This is a genomic window from Rothia endophytica (assembly GCF_928381505.1).
Taxonomy (GTDB): Bacteria; Actinomycetota; Actinomycetes; order Actinomycetales; family Micrococcaceae; genus Rothia; species Rothia endophytica_A.
Genome location: NZ_CAKMSJ010000002.1, coordinates 359,696 through 378,400, shown reverse-complemented (window position 1 = coordinate 378,400; position 18,705 = coordinate 359,696). Strand labels below are relative to the sequence as shown.

Here is an 18,705-nt window from a genome sequence, read left to right as displayed (position 1 = left end):
GCCCAGGGGGTTCCACCCCTTTTCTTTTGTTATCAAACCGTGACCTTTGTTTAGCGTCGCAAAACCCACAAAACGCAATGCTATTAATTTTATAACGTGACGGGTTAGACAAAGAGCATCTGTAAGAAACGGACATACAAGAATTTTGGTACGGACCAAGGGTAGATGTAAAGAGGCCCGCATCCACGGGGCATGCGGGCCACTACTCTAACCGCTATGGGCCAGGTGGCTTATCAGCTTAGGCTAGGGAAATGAGGTCCTGGTATTCCTTGCTCCACAAGTCCTCGACCGCATCGGGCAGAAGCAGCACGCGCTCAGGGTTCAGAGCTTCCACAGCGCCTTCATCGTGGCTAACCATCACAATGGCACCCTGATAGTTCTTCAGTGCATTGAGGATTTCCTCGCGGGAGGCCGGGTCAAGGTTGTTGGTAGGCTCATCCAGTAGCAGAACGTTAGCGGACGAGGCCACCAGGGTTGCTAGCGACAGGCGGGTCTTTTCTCCACCGGACAGCACGCCAGCCGGCTTATCAACGTCATCCCCTGAGAACAAGAAGGAGCCCAGAACGGTGCGGACCTTAGTGTCATCAAGATCAGGGGCAGCTGTTTTCATGTTTTCGTAAACCGTGCGGCTGCCATCCAGAATTTCGTGTTCCTGAGCGAAGTAGCCAACTTTAGCCCCGTGCCCATAGACAACCTCACCGGTGTCTGGCTGGGTGGTCTTGGCAAGCATGCGCAGCAAAGTGGTTTTACCGGCACCGTTGAAGCCCAGCACCACCACACGGGCACCGCGGTCAATGGCCAGGTCTACATCGGTAAAGATTTCCAGCGAACCGTAGGACTTTGACAGACCTTCGGCTGACAGCGGGGTCTTACCGCACGGCGCAGGGTCAGGGAAACGAATAGCGGCAACCTTGTCCACCTGACGCTCGTCTTCAAGGCCACGCATCATCTTCTCTGCTCGCTTGATCATCTGCTGAGCGGCAACAGCTTTGGTTGCCTTAGCGCGCATCTTGTTGGCCTGCTCCATGAGCGCCGAGGCCTTCTTCTGGGCGTTGGCGCGCTCACGCTTGCGGCGGGCTTCGTCCTGCTCGCGCTGCAGCAGATAGGTCTTCCAGCCCATGTTGTAAATATCAATAACGCAGCGGTTGGCGTCCAGGTAAAAGACCTTGTTCACTACCAGTTCCATCAGCTCCACATCGTGGCTAATCACCAGGATGCCGCCCGAGTAGTTTTTGAGGAAGTCTCGCAACCAGACCACAGAATCAGCATCCAGGTGGTTGGTCGGTTCATCCAGCAACATGGTATCTGCATTGGCAAAGAGGATGCGTGCCAGCTCAACACGGCGGCGCTGACCGCCAGACAGGGTCGAAAGTGGCTGACTGAGGACGCGTTCGGGCAAGTCAAGGTTAGCTGTGATGGTTGCGGCCTCAGATTCAGCCGCATAACCACCACCGCTAATGAACTCGGCTTCTAGGCGATCGTAGCGGCGCATCCCCTTGGCGTGAATCTCCGGGTCTTCGCTAGCCATCATTTCTTGGGTTTCGCGCATCTTTCGAGCCACACCATCAAGGCCACGTGCAGAAAAAATGCGGTCCTTAGCCAGCTGCGTCATGTCATCGACCTTGGGGTCCTGGGGCAGGTAACCGATGGTGCCACCGCGCGTTACAGACCCGTCAGCTGGCAGTGTTAGACCCGCCAAAACCTTGGTCATGGTAGTTTTACCAGCACCGTTACGCCCCACCAGGCCCACCTTATCGCCCTTATCAATGCGGAAGTTAACGTCTTCCATCAACAGGCGGGCGCCAGCACGGAGTTCTAGGTTAGTAACGGTGAGCAAGGTCATCCTTAGGTTAGGTGTATCGCGCGCATCGGGCTGTGCGCCAACTTTCCATTCTAGGGGGTCAATGCTGGTGCGTCAGTGCCTAGCATCGGCGTGGTTACTCACATCCACCAGCCGAGGCCTGCGGTTCCTAAAACATCAGCATACATACGCTTTTTGAACACTGTTCAAAAATGGGTTTATAGTAGTTCCCATGACAACAACCTACAATCGCGCTAGTGCCCCCAACGTTGGGCGCGACCTAGCCCTTATTGCAGTATTCGCCGCTTTCATCGCTGTCTGCGCTCTTCTGCCTGCTGTGCCCGTTGGCCCTGCCGGGGTTCCCATTACCTTGCAGACTCTGGCTATTTACACCACAGCCCTCATCCTGGGCGGTAAGCGAGCTGCTTTTGCAGTAACTCTTTACCTGGTAGCAGGGCTACTGGGACTACCCGTCTTTGCACGCGGCGGCGCCGGCTTTGGCACCATTGCCAGCCCCTCCTTCGGCTATTTGCTGGGCTTCGTCCCTGGAGCTTTCATTGCAGGTTTCCTCTCCCATCTCGCACTGCGCAAGTATGGTAATAAGAAGTCTCAGGTAATCCACCAGTTTGGAGCAGTCTTAGCAGGTTTCGCGGTCATCCAGATTTTTGGTATCGCAGGCATGATGATTAATGCAGATCTATCCCTCCAAGCTGCAGCGCTGGCAGCTGCCATCTATATTCCCGGTGATCTCATTAAATGCGCTGTTGCCATTATGGTTGCTCTAGCAGTACACCGCGCTTTCCCCACCCTCTCCCGTTAGGTAAACCCACGTGTTCTTTCGCCGCAGCGAAGCTAAAACACCGTCCGTAGAGTTTTCTATGGACGGTGTTTTAGCAACCCGTAACGCCACTGTCACCGTTGAGACCGGCACCGAGCAACGCACTATTCTGAGTGATATTACGGTACGCCTTTCCTCCCCCACGACCGCAGTACTGGGGCTCAATGGCTCGGGTAAATCTACCTTCCTGCGACTATTCAATGGATTGAGCGAGCTAAGTTCTGGCGCAGCAACGGTGCATGGCGTGGATGTCTACACCAATATTCGGGCAGTGCGCCAGCACGTCGGTTTGCTCTTTTCAGACCCGCAGGCGCAGCTGATTATGCCCACCGCTGCCGAAGATGTTGAACTATCCCTGCAGCACATCAAAGACAAGGACGCCCGCCGGGCAGCTGCTCTGGACGCCCTGCAAGCGCGGGGTGTTGAGCATAGGGCTACTGATTCGGTGTTTAGCCTGTCAGGTGGGGAAAAACAGCTGGCCGCCCTAACCTCGGTGTTGGCGGTTGAGCCTCGTGTCCTGCTCCTTGATGAACCAACGACTCTTTTGGATCTGCGGAATAGGTTGAGGTTGTTTGCCTTACTGAAAGACCTTTCACAACAACTGGTGATTTCAACCCACGACCTTGAGCTGGCAGCTCGGTGTGAGGAAGCTCTGGTGATTCACGAGGGGCGTTTGCTGGCGCAGGGGCCGGCAGGGCAGGTCATAGATGCCTATAAGGGCTGGTGTGCATCAGGGTTCCCTGACCCTTCACATCCCCATGCTTCAGGGGTTCCAGGCACTGATGGTCAGGTAGGTTAATGAAACTGACCAATAATCTTTTTGGCACCTATACACCTCTAGATAGCCCACTTCACCGGCTTACCCTAAAGTACAAGGGCGCTTTTATCCTTCTTTTAGCTCTACTACTAGCTATGACTCAGCATTGGGGGGTTGGTCTAGGTGCCCTAGCCCTGGTGCTAACGCTAGGGTTTTGCGCTCGCATTCCGCTCTCTCACTGGTGGCAGGCGGTGCGCTCGCTCTGGCTTCTACTAGCAATCCTGACGGTCTACTATCTCTTTTCAGGCAAAGTTGACACTGGCGCGGACGTTCTGCTGACCCTGCTGACTATGATTTTTGCATCCAAGGTCTTGCTCTGGAGCACCCCCATGCCGGTCATCATCGACGGCTTTATCTGGCTCTGCGCCCCCTTGCGGTGGGTAGGTGGCAACCCGGAGACCGTTGGCCTAGCCCTAGCTCTCATGGTTCGTTCCATCCCCGTCATCATGGATCAGTGGAATGCTCTAACGGTGGCGGTAGCTGCACGGGGTGTGCGGATCAATTCATTCAGGCTCTTCACTCCCCTGGTGATTGCAACGGTTGCCTACGCCCAAGAAACCGGCGATGCCCTAGCCGCAAGAGGCCTGGACCGTCCCGGTCACTAGACCCATTACCCTCAACCACCTGCAAGGTTCATGCCATCTAGTTGATGCGGAAAACTTTTACTCGTGTCGAGCGGGGTAAAAATGGCTCCTTTCAATATGCTGTACCTATGATGGCTTTCAAAGAAAATTCACAGCTTAACACCGATAGAGTTCGCCGTAGCGGTGGCGGCGGTAGAGGCGGCACCGGCATGAAGGTGGGCGGCGGACTGGGCGGTATGCTGCTTGTCCTTGCGGTAGGCGTCTTCTTCGGCCAGGACGGTCTCAACATGCTCAACCAGGTCACCGGCGGTACCTCTTTCGATTACTCAAATGTGAGCCCCGAGTCTGAAGACCAGCTCCAAAATGAATGCAAGACCGGTGAGGATGCTAATAACATCACCGACTGCAATATGGTAGGCACCGCCAACTCTTTGGATTACTTCTGGGAAGATGCTCTGCCTGCAGCTACCGGGACTGCCTACGCACCACCGGTACTCCAGCTTTTTAGCGGTGGAGTGAGCACCGGCTGCGGTCGAGCATCCAGCGCAGTTGGCCCCTTCTACTGCCCCGCAGACCAGACCGCTTATGTGGATACCAGCTTCTTTGACACCATGAAGACCCAGCTGGGTGCAACCGGCGGTCAGGCAGCCGAACAGTACGTGCTGGCCCACGAGTTCGGTCACCACATTCAAAACCAGCTCGGAGATTTGAAATACTCCCAGTACGACCCCAAGGGTGCTGACTCAGGTGCAGTGCGCGTTGAGCTACAGGCAGATTGCTACGCAGGTCTTTGGGCTCGTGAAGCACAGAACGACACCGAATCCCCCGTTCAGCTCAAGCCCATTTCTGAGAGTGAACTGGAAAGCATTATCAACGCTACCGAAGTAATTGGCGATGACCACATCCAGATGACCAGCCAGGGCCACACCGACAGCTCCACCTACACCCACGGCACTAGCGCTCAGCGCACCGCCTGGTACATGGCAGGTTATAACTCTGGTGATATGGCTCATTGCAACACCTTTGAGGCCAGGGATCTGAACAACCCGGGCGCCTAGAAACCTCTAGCCCTCACCCAAGGACGCCGGGGTACAGCTTAGATTGTTGAGCTGCACCCCGGCGTCCTTTTGTGCTTAATTCCCCTCCTGTCTAACCTGTCACCACAACGTGGCAAACCGAACAGTGCAGAAGTGAAAGATACCTGCCCAAGGTGACTTTTTATAGGAATAATAGAAGAGATTTACAAATATTTCGCTGCCTCAGCAGCGCTAGACGACGGGCAAAGAGCACTCAGCATCTACCCGTTGAAACGGACACTATGAAATTTCACCACTTTATTCACCGGCGGGAGTGGGCGCTCGCGCTGCTCGCTGTGCTGATGATTGTTGCCCAGGTTTATCTTGACCTGCGCGTTCCTGAGTATATGGAACAAATAACCGTTACAATCTCCACCCCAGGCAGTCAACTGGCTGATGTTATGGAACACGGCTGGCTCATGCTAGCTACCGCAGCGGGGTCTATGGTGGCGGCCATCATTACGGGTTTCTGCACAGCCCTGTTTGGCACCACCGTAGCCCGCCGCATGCGGGCCGGTGTTTTTGATAAGACTTTTGATATGTCCTCGGCAGAGGTTAACTCCATCGGCACCGACAGCCTCATTACCCGCTCCACCAACGACGTCACCCAGGTTCAGATGTTCATTGTGATGGGCCTGCAAATGAGCGTGAAAGCTCCTATTATGGCGGTTTGGGCAAGCTCAAAAATCGCGAGCGAATCAGTCACCTGGACTATTCCTACCGCCGTGGCTGTTGGTCTCACTCTGCTAGTCCTGGGCATCGCCATGGCACTGGCCATACCCCGCATGATGCGCATGCAGAAAATTACCGACGGGCTCAACCGGGTCACCCGTGAGCACCTGACTGGCCTACGCGTCATCCGTGCCTACCTGACCCAGGGCTTCCACCAGAAACGGTTTGAAGCGGTCAATATGGACCTGCGCAACACCACCCTGTTCGTCAACACCACCATGGCTTTCATCATGCCCATGCTTACCGCGATCATGACCGGTCTTTCCCTCTCCATTTATGTGCTGGGCGCTGTGCTTATTAACGACACCGCCGATGTTAACCAGCGCATCACCCTCTTCGGGCAGATGGTGGTCTTCTCAACCTACGCCCTGCTAGTGGTCACCAGTTTCATGATGATGACCGTCGTCTTCATCATGGGGCCAAGGGCTCTCGTTGCCTGGCGCCGTATTAGGGAGGTTCTGCGCACCGAGCCCTCGATTGTTAGCGGCCCAGTTACCTCGGGCAGCATCTCCGCCGGCACCGTGGAGTTCCGCAACGTTAGCTTCCGATACCCGAGTGCTGATGGCGATGCCCTCCATGAGCTGAGCTTCACGGTCTCTCGCGGCGAAACCGTGGCTCTCATTGGTTCAACGGGTTCAGGTAAGTCCTCGGTGGTTAACCTCATTCCCCGTTTTTACGATGTCCGCGAAGGCTCTGTTTTGGTGGACGGGGTGGACGTACGCCAGTGGAGTCTTGAAGAACTCCGCAACCGCATTGCCTACGTTCCCCAGAAAAACACGCTGTTCTCTGGCTCTATTGCCTCCAACATCGCACTGGGTGAGAACGGTCGGGCTATGAGCGCCCAGGACGTGGTCAGTGCGGCTGCCGCAACGTCGGTCGCCGAGTTTGTGGGCGGCAAAGAAGACGGCTACGCCTCGGTGGTTGCCCAAAATGGTAAGAACTTCTCGGGCGGCCAGAAACAACGTATCTCTATGGCACGGGCGCTTGCACGTGGCGGAGAAATCCTCATCTTTGATGATTCTTTTTCAGCGCTGGACTACAAAACCGAGCGGGATATCCGCCAAGCTCTCAAGACAGCAGCAGCCGGTGCCACCGTTCTGGTGGTAGCCCAGCGCATTGGTACCGTGCGCGATGCTGACCGAATCTTGGTTTTGGACAAGGGGCGAATCGTTGGTAACGGCACCCATGAAACCCTCATGGCAACCAACGAGATCTATCAGGATATCGCCCGCTCCCAGCTCTCTGATGAGGAACTCGCATCATGACCCAGCAAACACCAGCAACTCAGTCGTTTTCTGAGCATGATTTAGAAACTGCTTCTCGGGGTATGTCCGCAGCGGGGCAGCTGCGCGATAGCCAGCTAACCAGCGATAAGGGGATGATGCGTGGTGGCCACGGCGGGCCACCTGCTGCCCATGGCGCATCAGCCCCTAGCGCTCCCTTCAAACAAACCATCGGCAAACTGCTTGCCTACCTGCGTCCGGTTTTGACAGCCATGGTTCTAGCGATTATCGCGGCAATTATCGGGGTAATCCTCAATATCATTGCGCCCCAGTTTCTTGCCGATATCACCGATGAAATCCAAAAGGGATTCATGGGCGATATCGACATGGCAGCCGTCAGCCGGCTCATGTGGATTTCCATCGCTCTTTTGGTCTGCTCGCTCTTACTTAGTCTGGTGGAAGGCGTCATTATGGCTCGAACCACCGTGTGGGTCTCTAAGAACATGCGCTCTGATTTGGACCGCAAGATTGATGCGCTCCCCCTGTCCTACCTGGATCAGGGGTCAACCGGTGACACGCTCTCTCGTGTAACCAACGACGTTGATACCCTGCAGCAGACCCTCAACAACTCACTGGCTACCACCATTACCGGTGTAGTTACTCTGGTGGGCTCAACGGTCATGATGTTCATAACCGACTGGCGCATGGCACTGGCAGCTATTCTGGCATCATTGCTGGGCATCGCGGCGTCCGGCTTTGTACTCAGCAAGAGCCAGAAGTACTTTGTGGCTCAGCAGCAGTTGTTGGGGCGCCTCAACGGCCATATCGAAGAAAGCCTCTCAGGGCACAGCATTATCCGTGCTTATAACGGCGAGCGCGGGGTGCGCGAGGAGTTCGTGTCGCGCAACGGGGAGCTCTACGGGGTGGCGTGGAAGTCCATGTTCTTCTCGGGTCTCATGTTCCCGCTGATGAGCTTCATCGGTAACCTGGGCTACGTGGTGGTTTGTGTGGTTGGTGCAATGCTGGTTCTGAATGAAACCATTACCTTCGGTGTGATTGTGGCTTTCATTGTTTACGTCCGTCTCTTCACGAATCCTCTGGGCCAGCTGGCGCAGTCGGCGACCAGTTTGCAGTCTGCCGCTGCTGCTGGTGGTCGCGTCTTTGACTTCTTGGAGGCTGAAGAGCTGACCGACGAATCAGACAAGGCGCTGATGATCGACGATAACGTCCGCGGAGCCGTGGACTTTGAGGACGTCAAGTTCAGCTATGAGCCGGGCAATGAAATCATTCACGGTTTCACTGCCTCCGTGGAGCCGGGTCAGAAGGTTGCCATTGTGGGGCCGACCGGTGCCGGTAAAACAACTCTGGTGAATCTCTTGATGCGTTTTTATGAGGTGGACTCAGGCGAGATTCGCATCGACGGAGTACCCGTTTCTTCGATGACCCGCGAGCAGGTGGATGGTCTCTTCGCTATGGTGCTTCAAGATACCTGGATGTTTGAGGGCACCCTCCGAGAGAACGTGCTCTATGGCACCGGTGAGGTTTCCCAAGAGCGCTTGGATGCCGTGATGAAGTCCGTGGGTCTGGACGAGCTGGTTAGCCAGTTGCACGATGGCTACGATACGGTGCTCACCGATTCGACTGCCCTGTCTGCCGGTCAAAAGCAGCTGGTTACCATTGCCCGCGCCATGATTGCTGATAAGCCCCTGCTGATTTTGGACGAGGCCACCAGTTCGGTGGATACCCGTACCGAGTTGCTCATCCAGCGCTCGCTGGGCCAGCTAGCCCACGGCAAGACCTCCTTTGTGATTGCCCATCGTCTTTCTACCATTCGTGATGCTGATGTTATCTTCCCGATGCGGGACGGGGATATCGTCGAGTCTGGCTCTCATGCTGAGCTGTTAGAACGCGGCGGTTTCTACGCCGAGCTCTACAACAGCCAGTTCGCACAGTAGAGCCTTCGCGGAAATCTGATAAGCGGCACTGAGTACAACGTTCACGGTGCCGCTTCTGCTATACCCAGCTTGTTATGCTGGTCTCATGAAGACACCATTGGTTGACCCACCGCTTGCTGGCAGCGAAAAAGAGTTAGTGCTGGGCTACACCGCCTTCCAGCAGGACGTTTTCTTGCGCAAATTGCAAGCAACCGACGGGAGCTGGCTGGCCGAGGACGCCCTCAGCCGTGAGCTGCCGCCCAGCAGTATGACGCTGAAAGGTATGGCAGCCCACCTCTGGTTTGTTGAAGACTACTGGCGGGACTACATCCTGCTGGGCAACCCGGAGATAGAGCCCTGGGCATCTACCGAATGGGATGTTGACCCTGACGCCGACTGGCACAGCAGTCTGCCCCTCGAAACTATCATCGAAGAATTGAAACTCAGCACCAACAAAACCCGCCAGCTACTACAGGGTGCTGACTGGGATGACGTGAGCAAGAGAGCCAATGGGGATGGCAACCACTTTTCCTACCGCTGGGTTGCTCTGCATCTCATCGAGGAATGGGGCCGACACCTGGGGCACGCCGACCTCTTGAGAGAAAATATCGACGGCGAAACCGGCGACTAACCGCCGCTAACAACTCATAGATTCGCGGGTTTGTTTTTGCCCCACCATCACCCAGCTCGTTCGAGAGATTAGGCCAAGAGAAAGGCAAAAGATGTCAGAAAAACTAGCGATTATCACGGGAGTTGGCAGAAAGAAGGGTATCGGTTTTGCAATCGCTCAAGAACTGATGAACGATGGCTATGACCTAGTCATCAGCTATTGGTCACCCTACGATGAACGATTGGGCCTTGACCGCTCTCCCACCGACTTTAACGATCTGAAGACTATCGGTGAGCAACTGGGCCGTTCGGTTCACTGTGTTGAAGTTGATCTAGCCGATCCGCACTCAGCTACTGAATTGGTCGATAGAGCATTTTCTGACGGGAATGTAAGGGCAATGGTGATCTCCCACTGCGAATCGGTTGATAGCGACGTCCTCACCACCAGTCGGGAGGCTGGGACCAGCATTTTGCAGTTAATGCTAGGGCACCATGGCTTCTCATCAAAAGGTATGCCGAGCTCTCCAACCAAGACCCCGAGCGCATCAAGTCTGTGGTTGCCCTGACCAGCGACCATACCGCTCATAATTTGCCCTACGGGGCGTCCAAGGGAGCACTGGATCGTTTGGTGATTGCTAGTGGCGTTGAACTCGGCGGCCGGGGTTTTAGATGCAATGTACTTAACCCCGGCCCTGTGAACACGGGCTGGATGACCGGTGAACTCGAGCAGCAGCTAAGAGCGATGACTCCGGCAGGAAGATTGGGAACACCTAAGGACGTCGCTCAACTCGTGGGCTTCCTCTGCTCAGAAAAGGGGTCTTGGGTCAACGGCCAACTGATGCATACCAACGGTGGCTTTAATGCGAGTTAGCAGCGACGCTGAGATGTCAGGAAAAAAGACAATCGCAGTTATCCTCTTTGATGACTTTGAGCTTTTGGACGTTTTTGGGCCGGTGGAGCTGTTGCAGTTTGTGTCTCGTTACCACCTTGAGTTCTATGCACCTACTCCTGGAAAAGTACGCAGTTCTCAGGGTATTGAGGTCATAGCCCCTCACTCCTTGGCAGACCTAGAAGGCGCCGACCTACTTCTCGTGCCCGGGGGCAAAGGCACCCGGGCCCTGGTCAATGATCAAGAGTTTATTAAGCGGCTAACCCTGTTGGGCCATGCCAGTTCAACGGTTGCTTCCGTCTGCACCGGCGCAGCACTTCTTGCACGTGCCGGTCTGCTCTCGGGGCACAAGGCAACCACCAACAAACGGGACTACCACTGGGTCACCAGTTTTGGCCCTGATGTTTTATGGCAGTCTTCAGCCAGATGGGTGCAGGACCGTACCCGCTGGACGTCCTCTGGTATTTCAGCCGGTATCGATATGACAGCAGCTCTCATCGGTCACTTCGAGGGTCAAGAGGTACTGCAAGAAATACTGAATCGAGCCGAGCTCACCGTAGCAACAGACCCCTCACACGACCCCTTCGCGATCACACCCCAAAGATAAAGCGACCCTCCTGGCTTTCGCCCGCACACAAGGCTGGCTAGACACCAGAAGGGTCACCCTCAATGCTGAAGGTCAACCTTCGCTTATTTTTAGTTCAGCTCACCCAGTACGCGTAAGCCGAGCATATTGGCCACAGTTTATGAGGAGTATTAAGCACTGCGGTAGCCCAGACGCAGGTTCTAGGGCTGGTAGTCCCAGGCACCAGCGCGTGATTCCATTCGGCAATGGCGCCCTTGAGGAACATCTCCGAGTCCAGCACGCCTGGAGTGTACCCTTCCGCATTGGTGAGCTCAGAAAGATAGCTGGATTCTACGATAAGACGGTCCAAAGTCTCTAGATATGCCTCTGCATTGGAAACGGACTGCGGAGCGCCAGCGATTTGGCGCTCTAGAGCAGCTTTACCCTGGGGCGCACGGAACTCTACAGCTGCGTAAGTATCCCCTGCCGATTCCTTCCATTCCAAAGCTTTAATCAGCCGGGTCAGTTCAGCCTGAGTCGCGGTATTCATGCCATGAGATACCCCGGTGACTGAATTAGTGCCGTGGGCAGATTTAGCGAGGGGAGCTGCTGCCTGAGCTGCAGGGACCAGGGCTGATGCGACAGGTGCTGCGCTGGCAGATGCCGCTAGAACACCGGAGCGATTCTTCATTACTTAACTTTCGTTTGTTTTCGAAGTAAGTAATTGATGCGAGGCACCACTTTTCAATAAGACCTCTCTCCATCATCGGGTTGATGGGGTGAAAATTGATGCATAGAGGAATTATCTATTCACCGCTCAGGAGTACCCTAGAGCAAAAAACGCCGCCGCCCTTTCCCTGCTCACGATAGGCAGTAAAAGGACGGCGGCGTCTAAGAGGCAACCGTGCGGTTAGATGTTGAACCCGAGGGCACGCATCTGATCACGGCCGTCCTCAGTGATTCGTTCGGGGCCCCACGGGGGCATCCACACCCAGTTGACGTGCCATTCATCAATCATGGTTTCCAGATTCTGCTGAATCTGTTCCTCGATGACATCCTGCAGGGGGCAGGCGGCGGTCGTTAGGGTCATATCGAGCACCAGTGCGCCCTCGTCGTTCCAGCGCATGCCGTAGAGCAGGCCCAGATCAACGATGTTCACACCGAGTTCGGGGTCGATGACGTTACTGAGGGCGTCCTCGATTTCTTCTTGGCTGGGGCGACCAGCTGGGGTTTCGCTCATGAGCGGTCCCTTTCTAAAAGCAGTGGTTACTTCTTGCCGACGTAACGCTCGTAGCCCTCTTCTTCAAGACGGTCAGCGAGCTCGGAGCCACCCTGCTCAACCATCTTGCCGTCAACGAAAACGTGAACGAAGTCGGGTTTGATGTAACGCAGAATGCGGGTGTAGTGGGTAATCAGCATAACGCCCATGTCGTTGGCGTCGTGAGCGCGGTTTACACCTTCAGAAACAACCTTGAGTGCGTCAACGTCCAGGCCGGAGTCGGTCTCATCAAGAATGCCGAACTTGGGCTTGAGCAGTTCGAGCTGCAGGATTTCGTGGCGCTTCTTCTCGCCGCCCGAGAAGCCTTCGTTAACGTTACGGGCGATGAAGGCGGGATCGATGGAAAGGTTTTCCATAGCGCCCTTAACATCCTTGGTCCAGGTGCGCAGTGCGGGGGCTTCGCCGTCCACAGCGGTCTTTGCTGAACGCAGGAAGTTAGACATGGTGACGCCGGGAATTTCCACGGGGTACTGCATGGCCAGGAAGAGGCCGGCGCGGGCGCGCTCGTCCACTGACATTTCGGTGACGTCTACACCGTCTAGCAGGATTTCGCCGGAGTCTACCTGGTACTTGGGGTGACCAGCGATGGTGGCCGCCAGGGTTGACTTGCCGGAGCCGTTGGGGCCCATAACGGCGTGGATTTCACCGGAGTTAATGGTGAGGTTCACGCCCTTGAGGATAGGCTTGGTGTTTTCATCATCGAGGATGACGGATACGTGCAGGTCCTTGATTTCAAGGGTTGCCATGTTGGTTCTCCTAGAGAGGGTAAAAGTTTAGTTGTTGCTGATGGCGAGTTCGGCCTCAAGAGCGTCCATGAGCTGCTCTTCAAGCGAATCGATGCGAATCTGCTGGATGATTTCGTTGAGGAAGCCGCGGACGACCAGCCGGCGGGCTTCTTCAGCGGGGATGCCGCGAGCCTGCAGGTACCAGAGGTGGTCCTCGTCGAGCTGACCGGTGGTGGACGCGTGGCCGGCGCCGGCGATCAGGCCGGTTTCGATTTCCAGGTTGGGCACGGAGTCCGCACGGGGGCCATCCTCAAGAATGAGGTTGCGGTTGAGTTCGTAGGTGTCGGTGCCTTCCGCTTCCTTACCGATCAGAACATCACCAACCCATACCGAGTGAGCGCCACGGCCCTGAAGAGCACCCTTGTAGGTCACGCGGGACTTGCAGTGGGGCACGGTGTGCGCAACAAAGAGACGGTTTTCAATGTGCTGGCCGGCGTCCACAAAGTAGAGGCCGTACATCTCGGTTTCGGCTCCGGGGGCGCTGAAACGGGTGGAAGGGGTGACGCGTACGGTCTTGCCGCCCATAGAGATGTTCACATGCTTGAACTTGGCATCGCGGCCCAAAGCAGCGTATTGAGCGGACGCATGGACGGCGTCATCCTCCCACTGCTGCAGGGTGATAACGGTCAGCGATGATGAGTCACCTACCTTGAACTCAACGTTCTGGGACACCACGGCTGAACCGGTGTGGCGCAGTACGACCACGGCCTTCGAGAAAGGCTTGGTTTCTACCAGGATGTGCTGGGCAGCTGGTGCCATTTCGGTGCCCTTGATAGCAACCTCAATGTGACCTTCAAGCTCAGCCTCTGCAGGTACCGTAATGACGGTGGCCTCTGAGAAGTTGCTCCACGCGTTAGCTGCTACACGATCCTCGGGAATACCGGCTGAGCCGATACGTGAATCCTCGCGACCAACAGTTTCCACGGTTACACTGGCGGGGGCTTCAACCTGGATGGCGGGGGCGGTTCCGGTGAGAGCGTCAGTGTGCAGACCAGCAAGACGCTTAAGCGGGGTAAAGCGCCAATCTTCTTCACGGCCGGTCAGCGGCGCGAAGTCTTCAACCTTGTATGAGGTCTTGCGCTCAGCGCGTGAGCCGTCAATCTCAACCTTGTCGGTGTTGTGCTTTGAGACGCGGATGGTGTCATCAGCGGTGAGCTCTGAAGCGAGCTTCTCTCCTTCAACATCCATACCGGGAATCGCGGGGTTGTTGTGCCCCTGGTTTTCTTCGTTAGCCATCATTTAGCCTACGGATCCTTCCATCTGGAGTTCAATCAGGCGGTTCAGTTCAAGTGCGTATTCCATGGGCAGTTCACGCGCGATGGGCTCCACAAAGCCGCGCACAATCATAGCCATCGCCTCGTCCTCAGGCAGACCGCGCTGCTGAAGGTAGAAGAGCTGCTCTTCTGATACACGTGAAACGGTTGCCTCGTGACCCATGGTGACATCGTCTTCACGGATATCTACGTAAGGGTAGGTATCTGAGCGCGAGATGGTGTCTACCAACAGTGCGTCACAAACGACCGAGCTCTTGGCGTGGTGGGCGCCTTCGCGCACCTGGACCAGACCGCGGTAGGCGCTGCGTCCACCGTTACGTGCCACCGACTTAGAGACAATGGTCGAGGACGTGTTCGGAGCGATGTGAACCATCTTTGAGCCGGTGTCCTGGTGCTGACCTTCACCCGCGAAAGCGATGGAGAGGGTCTCGCCCTTGGCGTGCTCACCGACCATGTAGACGGCGGGGTACTTCTGGGTTACCTTGGAGCCGATGTTCCCGTCGACCCATTCCATGGTGCCACCTTCGTGCACGATGGTGCGCTTCGTGACCAGGTTGTAGACGTTGTTGGACCAGTTCTGAATGGTGGTGTAGCGAACGCGGGCGTTCTTCTTGACCACGATTTCAACAACTGCTGAGTGCAGGGAGTCCGATGAGTAGATGGGGGCGGTGCAGCCCTCAATGTAGTGAACGTAGGAGCCTTCATCAGCGATGATGAGGGTACGCTCAAACTGGCCCATGTTCTCAGTGTTGATACGGAAGTAGGCCTGCAGGGGGATGTCAACGTGGACGCCCGGGGGTACGTAAACGAAGGAGCCACCTGACCACACAGCGGTGTTCAGCGCAGCGAACTTGTTATCGCCCGCGGGGATGACGGAGCCAAAGTACTCTTCGAAGAACTCCGGGTGCTCTTTGAGAGCGGTGTCGGTGTCCAGGAAGATCACGCCCTGAGCTTCAAGGTCTTCGCGGATCTGGTGGTAGACGACCTCAGACTCGTACTGGGCGGCAACACCGGCGACCAGGCGCTCACGTTCAGCTTCAGGAATACCCAGCTTCTCGTAGGTAGTGCGGATGTCCTCGGGCAGATCCTCCCAGGTCTTAGCCTGACCCTCGGTAGAACGCACGAAGTACTTGATGTTATCGAAGTCGATGCCAGAGAGGTCAGCACCCCAGGTGGGCATAGGCTTGCGGTCAAAGAACTTCAGCGCCTTGAGGCGAAGGTCCAGCATCCACTGGGGCTCACTCTTCTTGGCAGAGATGTCGCGCACGACGTCCTCGTCCAGACCGCGCTTAGCGGACTGGCCGGCTTCATCGGAGTCAAACCAACCGTACTCGTAGGTACCGATGCCTTCGAGCTCGGGGTTTGCCTCCAGAATTTCTGAAATGACGGTGTTGTTGGCGTTCTGCTCAACCTGTTCAGTCATTACGGCCTTTCTTGGTGGGTTTGCTTTCACGAGGTGTGCGTGAAAGGTGTCTATCGCCCTCCCGCCGGTATACCCGGCCAGTGGGCGGAAGTCTGTGGTACTGGCTTACTTGCCAGCCTGGTCCTGTGTTTCCTGTGTTGGTGGGACGCTCGGTTCTGGCAGCTCCACCCTACCCAGGGGGATGTGGGTGGTGCAGACGTGGGCGCCCTGAGCCATGGTAGATAGTCTGCGTACATCTACCCCCAGCAGATCAGCGATAATCTGTGTTTCCTGATCGCAGAAGACCGTGAAGTCTTGAGCTAGATCTCGCACAGGGCAGTGCCCCTGACAGAGTTGAATACTGGCCAGTAGGTGTTCAGGGAGGCGGGCTGTAGCTGTTGCAGGTGGGGTCATCTCGTTTGCGCTGGCCACGAATCCGTCGCGGGTCATGGCTTCTGCTAGAGCCCTGGCTCGGTCTGCGACCTCTGAACCTGCCGCCTCAACGATGGGGCGGTAGCGGGCTTCCATTTCTGCTGCCCGTGCAGTGGCGAAGGACCGAAGGGCATCCTCACCTACCGTCTCTTGGAGCATAGCGAGAGCTGAGCGGGCAATATCAAGGTAATCATTACCCAACTCTGAATGTCCCCTGGGGGCGATGACATAGCGTCGAGCCGGGCGTCCGGCACCTGCCCCGGGTTGCCGGTGTGTAGCAACCTCGATGAGGCGGTCTTTTTCCAGAGCGTCGAGGTGGCGTCTGACCGCCGCCGGGGTGAGGTTAAGCAGTTCACCCAGGTTGGCTGCAGAAACAGGGCCGTGGGTGAGAACTCCTTGCAGAACACGATCCCGTGTTCTTTCCTCTGTTTCTGCAGGGCGCACGGCTGTTACTGTCTGCTTGCGAGCTTTATCTGCGGAATACACAAGTAAAGTATGTCCTAATTCCCCCTGCCCGGTCTAGTTAGGTGCACCTATTTCTAGGGTTCTCCCAGTCACATTTTATGAATTATTCATAATTATGCTGGGGAAAGAGGGTTTAAAACCTATGCTCCTCCCCTCAGTCATCTGACAGCAAGGACGAGCAGAAAAGACTAGAATGGTCTGGTGACTATCCCGGTACTATCTCCTCAGAATTCTGCGCACACCAGTGCGCCCGGCCCTGCCTTGCTGATTAATTCTCTGGTGAAGGAGTTCAAGCCCTCCAAAGAACTTGCCGCTAAAAACCCGCACCGCCTGACTGAAGATGGCCTGCACAGAGCCGTTGACGGAGTAAGTCTTACCATCAACCGCGGCGAAGTCACCGTTCTGCTGGGGGCCAACGGTGCCGGAAAAACCACCACCTTAGCCTGCGCCCAGGGTCTACTCAAACCCGATGGTGGCAGTGTAGAACTCCTCGGCAACTCGCCTTGGGGCGCGTCACCAGAACTTCGCTCGCGCGTTGGGATTATGTTGCAGGACGGCGGCCTGCCCCAGCATATGCGCCCCATACCCTTGCTGCGCCACATCGCTCGTATGTACGCCCATCCTCTTGATCTCGATGCCCTCGTGAAGAGACTGGGCATTGACACCTTCAACGGAACTACGGTACGCCGGCTTTCAGGCGGTCAGAAACAGCGAGTAGCACTTGCTGCTGCCATCATCGGCCAACCAGAGGTTCTCTTTCTGGATGAACCCACCGCGGGGCTTGATCCTCAGTCGCGGTCCGTCGTTTTTGACATCATCAGTGAGCTACGGGATGCAGGGGTAGCGATTGTACTCACCACCCACCTGCTCGATGACGCCCAAAGAATAGCTGACCGGGTTTTTATGATTGAGCGAGGCACGGTGGTTCTGTCAGGCAGCATGGCAGAGGTACTGGCCGCCGGGGGGAAAAATCAAAAAACCCTAACCTTTACCGGTGAAACCGGTCTTAAGCTGGCGGACTTCCTTCCCCCTGCCCAAAGCGATGGCCTGGTTCTGCTTGAAAAAACAGCGGGCCGCTACGAGATTAGTGGGGAAATCCAGCCTCACCATTTGGTGGCTCTCACCAACTACTGGCAGAAGCTGGGGGCAATCCCCAGTGAATTCACGCTGGCACCGCGCACCCTTGAAGATATCTTCCTAGAACTATCCGGTAACGAGATCCGATGACACAGACCAGAACCCACAATGCAGCCTCAGCCATCACCCGCGTGCTGGCTCAGGGCCGCTACGAGACCCTGGCGATGCTCAAAAACGGTGAGCAGCTCATGGTCAACCTTGCCTTCCCCATCATGGGCCTCTTGGCCCTCAATTACACTGCTTTCCTGGACCCCTGGGCAGAGCGTTACGGCATCTCCCGCATTGACGTAGCCGTCCCCGGCGTCCTAGCGTTGTGTGTTCTCTCCACTGCCCTATCAGGTCAGGGGATCGCCACCGGTTTTGACCGGCGCTATGGTGTCCTCAAATTCACCTCTACCACTCCCCTCGGCAAAAGCGGTCTGATTCTCGGTAAGGTTTGTGCGGTGTTGACGATGCTGGCGCTTCAGTATTTTGTGATCGGGGCACTGGGCCAGCTTCTAGGGTGGACGGCTACCGTACCCGGGGTTCTACTCTCCCTACCCACGCTATTGCTAGGAGCAGCCTGCTTCACCTCACTGGGGCTGTTCATCGCCGGAACGGTAAGAGCTGAAGCCACCCTAGCCATCGTCAATATGGCCTGGGTCCTACTGGCGGCAGCCGGTGGCATCCTCCTGCCGACCGACCGTTATCCTGCCGTCATTGCACCGCTCGTAGATGCCCTGCCATCAGCCGCTCTGGGTAACGCCCTCCGCGGGGACTACATTTACCAAGAATTTCTTCTCGTCCCCCACCTCATTCTTCTGCTCAGCGCGCTAGTCTTTAGCGCTCTGTGCGTTCGCTTCTTTAAATGGTCCGCCTAACAA

Annotated in this window: 19 protein-coding genes; 12 read left to right on the top strand and 7 right to left on the bottom strand. The window is 56.1% G+C overall.

The genetic code is table 11. The features are described from left to right. Positions 1 to 238: 238 nt before the first annotated feature. On the bottom strand, positions 239 to 1,837 hold the full coding sequence (locus L6990_RS03640) for an ABC-F family ATP-binding cassette domain-containing protein (RefSeq protein WP_237202702.1): 1,599 nt from the start codon (positions 1,835 to 1,837) through the stop codon (positions 239 to 241). A 196-nt stretch (positions 1,838 to 2,033) separates the two neighbouring features. On the opposite strand from L6990_RS03640, the gene L6990_RS03635 reads away from it, so the two are divergent. From L6990_RS03635 to L6990_RS03595, 10 genes are all read left to right on the top strand, one after another. Next, positions 2,034 to 2,621 (top strand): biotin transporter BioY, encoded by a 588-nt coding sequence (locus L6990_RS03635; protein ID WP_237202701.1) that lies wholly within the window; start codon positions 2,034 to 2,036, stop codon positions 2,619 to 2,621. Between the two features lie 10 nt (positions 2,622 to 2,631). Further along, on the top strand, positions 2,632 to 3,438 hold the full coding sequence (locus tag L6990_RS03630) for an energy-coupling factor ABC transporter ATP-binding protein (RefSeq protein ID WP_237202700.1): 807 nt from the start codon (positions 2,632 to 2,634) through the stop codon (positions 3,436 to 3,438). After that, entirely contained in the window at positions 3,438 to 4,061 is a 624-nt protein-coding gene (locus L6990_RS03625) for an energy-coupling factor transporter transmembrane component T family protein (protein ID WP_237202699.1), read from the top strand. Before L6990_RS03630 ends, L6990_RS03625 begins: the two co-directional genes overlap by 1 nt. Positions 4,062 to 4,168: 107 nt before the next feature. Beyond that, positions 4,169 to 5,098: a KPN_02809 family neutral zinc metallopeptidase gene (ypfJ, locus tag L6990_RS03620; RefSeq protein WP_237202698.1), complete on the top strand. Its 930-nt coding sequence runs from the start codon at positions 4,169 to 4,171 to the stop codon at positions 5,096 to 5,098. A 260-nt stretch (positions 5,099 to 5,358) separates the two neighbouring features. Next, positions 5,359 to 7,113 carry an ABC transporter ATP-binding protein gene (locus L6990_RS03615; protein ID WP_237202697.1) on the top strand — a complete coding sequence of 585 codons (1,755 nt, stop codon included), beginning with the start codon at positions 5,359 to 5,361 and terminating at the stop codon, positions 7,111 to 7,113. Continuing rightward, complete coding sequence (locus L6990_RS03610) at positions 7,110 to 9,026, top strand: ABC transporter ATP-binding protein (protein ID WP_237202696.1); 1,917 nt, start codon at positions 7,110 to 7,112, stop codon at positions 9,024 to 9,026. Before L6990_RS03615 ends, L6990_RS03610 begins: the two co-directional genes overlap by 4 nt. An 85-nt stretch (positions 9,027 to 9,111) precedes the next feature. Beyond that, entirely contained in the window at positions 9,112 to 9,636 is a 525-nt protein-coding gene (locus tag L6990_RS03605) for a mycothiol transferase (RefSeq protein WP_237202695.1), read from the top strand. A gap of 91 nt (positions 9,637 to 9,727) precedes the next feature. Next, entirely contained in the window at positions 9,728 to 10,180 is a 453-nt protein-coding gene (locus L6990_RS11945; RefSeq protein ID WP_336604465.1) for a hypothetical protein, read from the top strand. Continuing rightward, positions 10,117 to 10,485, top strand: coding sequence for an SDR family oxidoreductase (locus L6990_RS11940; protein WP_336604466.1), 369 nt, complete (start codon positions 10,117 to 10,119; stop codon positions 10,483 to 10,485). Before L6990_RS11945 ends, L6990_RS11940 begins: the two co-directional genes overlap by 64 nt. A 13-nt stretch (positions 10,486 to 10,498) precedes the next feature. Further along, positions 10,499 to 11,110 (top strand): DJ-1/PfpI family protein, encoded by a 612-nt coding sequence (locus L6990_RS03595; RefSeq protein ID WP_237202694.1) that lies wholly within the window; start codon positions 10,499 to 10,501, stop codon positions 11,108 to 11,110. Between the two features lie 94 nt (positions 11,111 to 11,204). On the opposite strand, the gene L6990_RS03590 is transcribed toward L6990_RS03595, so the two are convergent. From L6990_RS03590 to L6990_RS03565, 6 genes are all read right to left on the bottom strand, one after another. Continuing rightward, positions 11,205 to 11,759 carry a hypothetical protein gene (locus tag L6990_RS03590; protein ID WP_237202693.1) on the bottom strand — a complete coding sequence of 185 codons (555 nt, stop codon included), beginning with the start codon at positions 11,757 to 11,759 and terminating at the stop codon, positions 11,205 to 11,207. A 219-nt stretch (positions 11,760 to 11,978) separates the two neighbouring features. Then, positions 11,979 to 12,308 (bottom strand): metal-sulfur cluster assembly factor, encoded by a 330-nt coding sequence (locus L6990_RS03585; protein WP_237202692.1) that lies wholly within the window; start codon positions 12,306 to 12,308, stop codon positions 11,979 to 11,981. Positions 12,309 to 12,334: 26 nt separating this feature from the next. Continuing rightward, positions 12,335 to 13,093 (bottom strand): Fe-S cluster assembly ATPase SufC, encoded by a 759-nt coding sequence (sufC, locus tag L6990_RS03580; protein ID WP_237202691.1) that lies wholly within the window; start codon positions 13,091 to 13,093, stop codon positions 12,335 to 12,337. A 27-nt stretch (positions 13,094 to 13,120) separates the two neighbouring features. Then, the gene (sufD, locus tag L6990_RS03575) at positions 13,121 to 14,371 is read right to left on the bottom strand and encodes a Fe-S cluster assembly protein SufD (RefSeq protein WP_237202690.1); all 1,251 of its coding nucleotides are present in this window, start codon (positions 14,369 to 14,371) and stop codon (positions 13,121 to 13,123) included. After that, positions 14,372 to 15,829, bottom strand: a complete 1,458-nt coding sequence (sufB, locus tag L6990_RS03570) for a Fe-S cluster assembly protein SufB (protein WP_237202689.1) — start codon at positions 15,827 to 15,829, stop codon at positions 14,372 to 14,374. It abuts the gene before it with no gap. A 105-nt stretch (positions 15,830 to 15,934) separates the two neighbouring features. After that, entirely contained in the window at positions 15,935 to 16,726 is a 792-nt protein-coding gene (locus L6990_RS03565; protein ID WP_237202688.1) for a helix-turn-helix transcriptional regulator, read from the bottom strand. A 180-nt stretch (positions 16,727 to 16,906) separates the two neighbouring features. Here L6990_RS03565 and L6990_RS03560 point away from each other — a divergent pair, with 180 nt between their 5' ends. Both L6990_RS03560 and L6990_RS03555 read left to right on the top strand, forming a co-directional pair. Continuing rightward, positions 16,907 to 17,932, top strand: coding sequence for an ABC transporter ATP-binding protein (locus L6990_RS03560; RefSeq protein WP_237202687.1), 1,026 nt, complete (start codon positions 16,907 to 16,909; stop codon positions 17,930 to 17,932). After that, entirely contained in the window at positions 17,929 to 18,702 is a 774-nt protein-coding gene (locus tag L6990_RS03555; RefSeq protein ID WP_237202686.1) for an ABC transporter permease, read from the top strand. Before L6990_RS03560 ends, L6990_RS03555 begins: the two co-directional genes overlap by 4 nt. Positions 18,703 to 18,705: the final 3 nt, after the last annotated feature.

What these genes read in the sequence shown, in the direction of transcription:
- L6990_RS03555 (WP_237202686.1), top strand. Translation starts at nt 17,929, where the DNA reads ATGACACAGACCAGAACCCACAATGCAGCCTCAGCCATCACCCGCGTG.
- L6990_RS03625 (WP_237202699.1), top strand. Translation starts at nt 3,438, where the DNA reads ATGAAACTGACCAATAATCTTTTTGGCACCTATACACCTCTAGATAGC.
- L6990_RS11945 (WP_336604465.1), top strand. Translation starts at nt 9,728, where the DNA reads ATGTCAGAAAAACTAGCGATTATCACGGGAGTTGGCAGAAAGAAGGGT.
- L6990_RS03605 (WP_237202695.1), top strand. Translation starts at nt 9,112, where the DNA reads ATGAAGACACCATTGGTTGACCCACCGCTTGCTGGCAGCGAAAAAGAG.
- sufC (WP_237202691.1), bottom strand. Translation starts at nt 13,093, where the DNA reads ATGGCAACCCTTGAAATCAAGGACCTGCACGTATCCGTCATCCTCGAT.
- sufB (WP_237202689.1), bottom strand. Translation starts at nt 15,829, where the DNA reads ATGACTGAACAGGTTGAGCAGAACGCCAACAACACCGTCATTTCAGAA.
- L6990_RS03590 (WP_237202693.1), bottom strand. Translation starts at nt 11,759, where the DNA reads ATGAAGAATCGCTCCGGTGTTCTAGCGGCATCTGCCAGCGCAGCACCT.
- L6990_RS03585 (WP_237202692.1), bottom strand. Translation starts at nt 12,308, where the DNA reads ATGAGCGAAACCCCAGCTGGTCGCCCCAGCCAAGAAGAAATCGAGGAC.
- ypfJ (WP_237202698.1), top strand. Translation starts at nt 4,169, where the DNA reads ATGATGGCTTTCAAAGAAAATTCACAGCTTAACACCGATAGAGTTCGC.
- sufD (WP_237202690.1), bottom strand. Translation starts at nt 14,371, where the DNA reads ATGATGGCTAACGAAGAAAACCAGGGGCACAACAACCCCGCGATTCCC.
- L6990_RS03615 (WP_237202697.1), top strand. Translation starts at nt 5,359, where the DNA reads ATGAAATTTCACCACTTTATTCACCGGCGGGAGTGGGCGCTCGCGCTG.
- L6990_RS03610 (WP_237202696.1), top strand. Translation starts at nt 7,110, where the DNA reads ATGACCCAGCAAACACCAGCAACTCAGTCGTTTTCTGAGCATGATTTA.
- L6990_RS03635 (WP_237202701.1), top strand. Translation starts at nt 2,034, where the DNA reads ATGACAACAACCTACAATCGCGCTAGTGCCCCCAACGTTGGGCGCGAC.
- L6990_RS03595 (WP_237202694.1), top strand. Translation starts at nt 10,499, where the DNA reads ATGTCAGGAAAAAAGACAATCGCAGTTATCCTCTTTGATGACTTTGAG.